The sequence below is a fragment of the Amycolatopsis antarctica genome, assembly GCF_002262875.1.
Classification (GTDB): domain Bacteria; phylum Actinomycetota; class Actinomycetes; order Mycobacteriales; family Pseudonocardiaceae; genus Amycolatopsis; species Amycolatopsis antarctica.
The window spans coordinates 22451-28507 of the sequence record NZ_NKYE01000029.1 but is presented as its reverse complement, the minus strand read 5'-3'; the positions used below and the strand labels follow the sequence as shown (position 1 = coordinate 28507).

Annotated in this window: 4 protein-coding genes and 2 pseudogenes; 4 read left to right on the top strand and 2 right to left on the bottom strand. The window is 69.6% G+C overall.

Annotated elements, in window-relative coordinates:
- Positions 1-125, top strand: a pseudogene (locus CFN78_RS30010) (lipoyl synthase); the annotation flags it as partial.
- Between the two features lie 273 nt (positions 126-398).
- Positions 399-1043 (top strand): annotated as a pseudogene (locus CFN78_RS27925) (DedA family protein); the annotation flags it as partial.
- A gap of 145 nt (positions 1044-1188) precedes the next feature.
- Here CFN78_RS27925 and CFN78_RS27920 read toward each other — a convergent pair.
- Positions 1189-2853, bottom strand: a complete 1665-nt coding sequence (locus CFN78_RS27920) for a family 43 glycosylhydrolase (protein ID WP_094866293.1) — start codon at positions 2851-2853, stop codon at positions 1189-1191.
- Positions 2854-2980: 127 nt separating this feature from the next.
- Positions 2981-3568 (bottom strand): TetR/AcrR family transcriptional regulator, encoded by a 588-nt coding sequence (locus CFN78_RS27915; RefSeq protein ID WP_094866291.1) that lies wholly within the window; start codon positions 3566-3568, stop codon positions 2981-2983.
- Between the two features lie 126 nt (positions 3569-3694).
- Between CFN78_RS27915 and CFN78_RS27910 the strand changes: the two genes are divergently transcribed.
- Complete coding sequence (locus CFN78_RS27910; RefSeq protein WP_094866288.1) at positions 3695-4747, top strand: NAD(P)-dependent alcohol dehydrogenase; 1053 nt, start codon at positions 3695-3697, stop codon at positions 4745-4747.
- Between the two features lie 358 nt (positions 4748-5105).
- Complete coding sequence (locus CFN78_RS27905) at positions 5106-5681, top strand: hypothetical protein (RefSeq protein ID WP_240519741.1); 576 nt, start codon at positions 5106-5108, stop codon at positions 5679-5681.
- Positions 5682-6057: the final 376 nt, after the last annotated feature.

Below are 6057 nucleotides of genomic sequence, written 5' to 3'. Positions count from 1 at the left end.
GTCGGTTGTACGCGCAGACGAAGAAGCATCGTGGGGAGTCGTTGCCGGAGCAGTTGCGGCATCTGGACAACCACGCCCCGGCCGCGCAGGAGGCCAGCAGCCTCCTCACCCGGCTCCAACGCTAGGGCGTCTCCGGTAATTCTCGGCCGGCGGGACTCGTGATCGAGGCGGGTACCCGGCCGGGCCGGGGAGGAAGTCCTCGTACCGGTGCCCTACCGGCTGAGAACCCCACCGTGACCACGGAATGGCCAGGCGTGCCCTGGTACCAGCAGGTCCCCCGGAAGTCGGGGACTTCCCTGACGAAAGTCCACCCCGAGGGCGATACGCTCCCCGATAGCGTGAGAGCGTACGGCCGAACCGGCCCCGCCGTTCGGGAACGACTATCAAGGGGACAGCACGTGGCGTTGGTTACCGACTTTCTCGAGTGGCTGCGCGAACTGCCACCAGCCGGCGTCACCTCCGCCGCCGGGCTGCTGGTGTTCGGCGAGTGCACGCTCGGACTCGGCTTCATCGCCCCCGGCGAGACCGGCCTGTTCATTCTCGGCACCACCGCGAACACGGTGCCCAAGTTCCTGATCATGTGGCTGGTCACCTCAGTCTGCGCGATCGCGGGCCAGTCCGTCGGCTACCTGCTTGGCAAGAAGTTCGGGCCGAAACTGCGCAGGACGAAGATCGTCGAGAAGCACGGAGCCGAGGGCTGGGACAAGGCCACCGACATCCTCCGCAGGCGCGGAGCGATCGCCGTGCTGATCGCCATCTTCCTGCCGGTGATGCGCACGCTGGTCCCGGCCGCCGCCGGTGCCTCGGGCCTGCCCTTCCGCAAGTTCCTGCCCGCGGCCGCCGTCGGCGCGACCGCCTGGTGCGCACTGCACATCGCGATCGGCACCGCCGCGGGCGAGGCCGCGGAACGGATCGAGGCGGCCGTGGGCAAGGGCAGTTGGATCCTGCTCGCCGTGCTCGCCCTTGCCATCGGCGCGGTGATGGTCCGCAAGCGCATGAAGGCCAAGGCCGCGCAGACCGCTGACACCGGCACTGCGGACGCGGGCAGCGCGGAGACCGGCACGACGACGGTCTGCACGGTGGCTGCCGGCACCGAGGCAGGGCCGGACGGCGCCCACTCGCCGGACGACCTCGCCGCGGCGGGCAGCGTCGAGGAACGCCCCGGCCCCGGCGCGGGCGGCTGAGGACTCAGCGAACCAGTACCGGCACGGTCACCCGGACCGGCTTGTTCCGGTGCCCGCGCAGGTTGGCCACGTCCACGTACTCGCCGTCGGCCTGCTCACGCTGGTAGGTCAGCGTGAGCAGGGCCGCGCCCCGCTCGCGTGCCGTCACGGTCACCTGCCCGCCGGCGACCTCGGCGGTACCCGTTGTGGACGGCCACAGCTCGGCACGTACCCGGTTCAGCGGATTCGTCAGGTCGAACTCCGCGCCCGGTGCGCTGCGCACGGACACCCCGGTGGTGGCGGGCTCGCCGGCCTCGGCCCGCAGCACCCGGTCGGCCGGGTGGATGTCCAACGGTCCGACGCCGGAGGGCACCGGCTCGTCCCCGGTGGACGCGTCGATCGCCAGGTCGCCGCCGTCCATGCGCAGCCGCGAGGTGTAGATCGCGCGATCGTCCTCTGTGGACGGACGTCCGTGGTGAACGTAGTACCGCCCGGTTCCGTCCGGCGAGTCGACGATGCTGCCGTGGCCAGTGGAGTACAGCCCCTTCGCCGGATCCTGGGCCAGCACCGGGTTCGCCTCGCTCTTGCGCCACGGCCCGAGCGGGCTGCGCGAGGTCGCGTACCCGACACCGTAGAACTCGTTCTCGTAGTTGTTCGCCGAGTAGGTCAGGTGATAGATCGGCTTCCCTTGCGCGTCAAGGGTTCTGATCGTGGTCGATCCCTCCGCCCAGCGGCGGTCCTTCTTCTCGCCGCCGGTCTTCGCGTAGTCGTCGACGTGCGCGTTCTCCCAGGACTGCTTGTCCGAGCCGTAGTTCAGGATCGGGGTGAAGCCGTCCTTGCGGGTGCCCGCCGGATCGCCGGGGCCGAGATTGGCGTCCCGGTAGTCCGGGGCGATCTCCGGCATCGTGGTCCCGGCCGGGTCGTCCCACCAGTCGCCGGTCAGCTCCACCACGTAGATGTTCGATTCCTCGACGTACTTTCCGAGGTCGGCGTCCCAGACCCAGTTCCGGTAGGCGTTGCGGGAGAAGTACAGGTAGATCCGGCCGTCCTCGTCGAAGGAGACGTTCGGGTCGATGAACGGGATGTAGGTACCCAGCGGAGCGGTCTCCCCCTCCTCGCGTGTCGCGGGCGGCTTCTTCTGCTCCGCGTCCATGATCAGGTTGACGTCGTGGTAGTCCGGGTCGTACGGGTGGTAGTCGAGCGGGCCCTCGGCGATGTCACGGAAGGGGCCCGCGGGCGACTCGGCCACCGCGACGCCGACCTTCGACGCCTCCTCGAAGTCCGGGTAGCGGAAGTGCTCGGCGACGCCTTCGTTCATCCGGCCCGAGTAGAAGAAGTAGTAGAGCCCGGTCTTCTCGTTGTGGTACATCTCCGGCGCCCAGAACCAGTCGTTCGCCCAGTCCCCCGCCTCGCCGTCCCGCAGCGCTCCGCCGGGAAGGTGCTCCCAGGTCGCCAGGTCCGGTGAACGGTAGATCCCGAAGTGGTAGCCGGGATCGGCACCCTCGGTCGAGTAGGCGTAGTAGTAGCCCGAATCCCGGTCGTAGTGGACGTACGGGTCGGCCCCCGGTGTCGAGGCGTCGTTGTGGTACGTGGCGTCGGTCTGCCCGCGGTCACCGGCGAGCGCCGGCACGGCGGGCAGCACGAGCAGTACGGCGAGAATCGCGGCAAGCCGCTGGACATGCCTTCGCATGGGCGCACACCCGTTTCGCTGACGGGGCCAGGACAGCGGCCCTGTTGGAGAATGTCGATTCGCGGTTACTTTTGTCCGCTTGCTGTCCGGCTGTCAAGGTCGGCAGGAGGATCGGCCCTGCCCCGGTTCACTCCTGCCAGGCCCCGATCAACGTCCGCGCGGCCGTCTCGGACTTGTGCACGACGAGTTCGGCGGTGTGCCCGTGCTGAGCGAACACCCCGTCCAGGTGGAAGGTCGCGTAGCCGTGCGCCTGCGCCAGCAGCCGCTCCATCAGATCCAGCCCGGTCTCGGGGCCGGGTGACACCGCGAACGCGAGCGCCAGGAACCGGTCCATCAGCGCCCTGCTGTGCTCGTGCAGACCGGCGTGCCGCGGATCGTCGAGGCCGGGCGCGAAGATCACGTGCAGGCCAGCCCTGCTCTCGATCACGAATCCGGTGTAGGCCCCGGTGGCCGCCGCGAGCCGTTCGGCCGCGTTCGCGTGCCCCGCCGCGGCGGCGTCCACCCGCTCGGCGAGCCGGCGGGCGACGGTGCCCGCCACCGCAGCGAGCAGACTCGCGCGATCGGCGAAGTGCCGGTACGGAGCGGCGGCGCTCACCCCGGCCCGCCTGGCGGCCTCGGCCACCGAGAACGCCTCGAAGCCCCGCTCGGCGATCAGGCCGAGGCAGGTGTCCACCAGCGTTTCGCGCAGCCCGCCGTGGTGGTAACCACGCGACATAAGAGGGATCACACTCTCTCGGTTTGCCGGAATGTAAGACCCCTCTTACCGTAGAGAAGGTATTCACAAGTAGCAATGTGCTAGCGCGTCCGGGAGACACCGGACGCCGATGGAGGTTTTGTCCCGATGTCACAGACACCCGCGATCGCCGTGCCCAGCCCGGGAGCGCGGCTGGAGCCGACCACCATCGAACGCCGCGACCTGCGACCCGACGACGTGCGCATCGACATCGCCTACGCCGGGATCTGCCACAGCGACCTGCACCAGGCGAAGGGCGACTGGGGCGGCGGCGGGATCTTCCCGATGGTGCCCGGCCACGAGATCGCCGGCGTCGTGTCCGAGGTCGGTGCGAACGTCACCGCGCACAAGGTCGGCGACCGCGTCGGCGTCGGCTGCATGGTCGACTCCTGCGGCGAGTGCGACTACTGCAAAGCGGGCACCGAGCAGTTCTGCGTCAAGGGCAACGTCCAGACGTACAACGCGGTCGGCTTCGACGGTGAGAACACCTACGGCGGCTACAGCACCCAGGTCGTCGTCCGCGACTGGTTCGTCTGCCGGATCCCGGAGGGCATCGAACTCGACGCCGCCGCTCCCCTGCTCTGCGCCGGGATCACCACGTACTCCCCGCTGAACCGCTGGGAGGCGGGCCCCGGCAAGAAGGTCGCCGTCGTCGGCCTCGGCGGGCTCGGCCACATGGCGGTGAAGATCGCCGTCGCGATGGGCGCCGAGGTCACCGTGCTGAGCCAGAGCCTGAAGAAGCAGGAGGACGGTCTCCGCCTCGGCGCGAAGGAGTACTACGCGACCAGTGACGAGTCCACCTTCGACACGCTCAAGGGACGGTTCGACCTGATCCTGAACACGGTGTCCGCCGAACTGCCGATCGACTCGTACCTGTCACTGCTGCGTGTCGGCGGCACCATGGCGAACGTCGGTGCCCCGGCGAACTCCTTGTGCTACAACGCTTTCTCCCTGATCGGCGGAAACAAGGTGCTGACCGGATCGATGATCGGCGGCTTGCCCGAGACCCAGGAGATGCTGGACTTCTGCGCCGAGCACGGCATCGGCGCCGAGATCGAGGTCATCTCCGCGGACCAGGTCAACACCGCCTACGAGCGGGTGGAGAACAGCGACGTCCGGTACCGGTTCGTCATCGACGCGTCCACCATCGGCGCGAGCTGATACCAACCCTGCCCGACCTGGTGCCCCTGGCGCTCCCGCGCCGGGGGCACCGCGCGTCCATACGCACTCCCGGGTGACAGAACGACGGGAAACAGGTTTGCATCTCTTCGGGCGACCACGGTCCGCCCGGCCGGGTGACGCACTGACCGTCGGTGCGCGTTCCCGCGGCGGCACGAGCCGCGGTGCCGGAACGCAAGACGAAGGTGTTCATCAATTGTGGTCCCGATGAACACGAGACAATTTCATTTGGTGAGCGCCGTTCGCGTCCGTCCACGCGGTGTCCTCTGGTCGCCTCGTCGTGCGGGGGGTAACGATTTATCCGGTTGCATCGTGCATTCGGCGAACGGAGACCCAGGAAATGAAACGTGGAATTGTGCGCTCGATGACCGCGCTCGCGGTCGGCAGCATGCTGGCCGTGCTCTCCGGCGGCGCCGCGGCTGCCGCGAGCGAACCGGCACCGCTCGGCCCGCGGGTGGCCGGGGAGCAGGTGCTGCAACTGCGCGACGAGCTGACCCGGGCCGCCTACGCGGGGGATGTCACGGCGACCGGGGACACCCTCGGCAGGCTGACACCGCTGCTGGCGGACATGTCCTCGGGGCGCCGGTACGCGATCGCCCCGGAGTCGCGCGACGGTGCCACCATGGCGAAAGGCCAGGCGGAGGAACTGACCGGCACCCTCGCGGCACCCGCCACCAGGGCGCAGGTCCCGCCGGTGCCCACGCTGCCGCCGCTGCCCGGCGCGCTCGCCCCGGTCACCGGACTGCTGCAGGGCCTGCTGAGCACCCTGTCCGGTCTGCTGGCGGGCCTGCTCGGAACCGTTCCGGCGCTGCCGGTGCCCGTTCCCGAAGTGCCCGTCCCGGACGTGCCGCTACCCGAGGCACCCCTTCCCGATGCTCCCCTGCCCCAGGCTCCGGTGCCCGCGCCGGTGTCCTGATCCGAGGTGACGCCAGCCGTCCCCGACCCTGTCCGGGACGGCTGGCGTCCCGCGAATACCGGTGGACGAGTTCGATCCGCGAGTCCGGTCGCACGGCCGCCCCTCGGCCGCGGGGCCCGGCGGCTCCCGGTGGGCCCGGATCCCCCTCGCCCGGGCCCACCGGAGCGGACGACCTCCGCCGCACAACCGGATTCTCGAGCCGGAACGGAAGTGCCGTGCCGCGATGACCCTGCCCCATCGCACACCCGGCCCACCTGTAGCTCCCTGTGACGACCGGAGCGGTTCCCATCCCCGGAACCACTGACCCGATTGCCACCCTGGGTAGCCATTTTTCTCCAGCGAAGGCAGGCCAAGGCTGTCACAGTCGCTCTCAGTA

Coding starts and splice junctions, on each gene's coding strand:
- CFN78_RS27920 (WP_094866293.1), bottom strand. CDS start 2,853: ATGCGAAGGCATGTCCAGCGGCTTGCCGCGATTCTCGCCGTACTGCTC.
- CFN78_RS27915 (WP_094866291.1), bottom strand. CDS start 3,568: ATGTCGCGTGGTTACCACCACGGCGGGCTGCGCGAAACGCTGGTGGAC.
- CFN78_RS27910 (WP_094866288.1), top strand. CDS start 3,695: ATGTCACAGACACCCGCGATCGCCGTGCCCAGCCCGGGAGCGCGGCTG.
- CFN78_RS27905 (WP_240519741.1), top strand. CDS start 5,106: ATGAAACGTGGAATTGTGCGCTCGATGACCGCGCTCGCGGTCGGCAGC.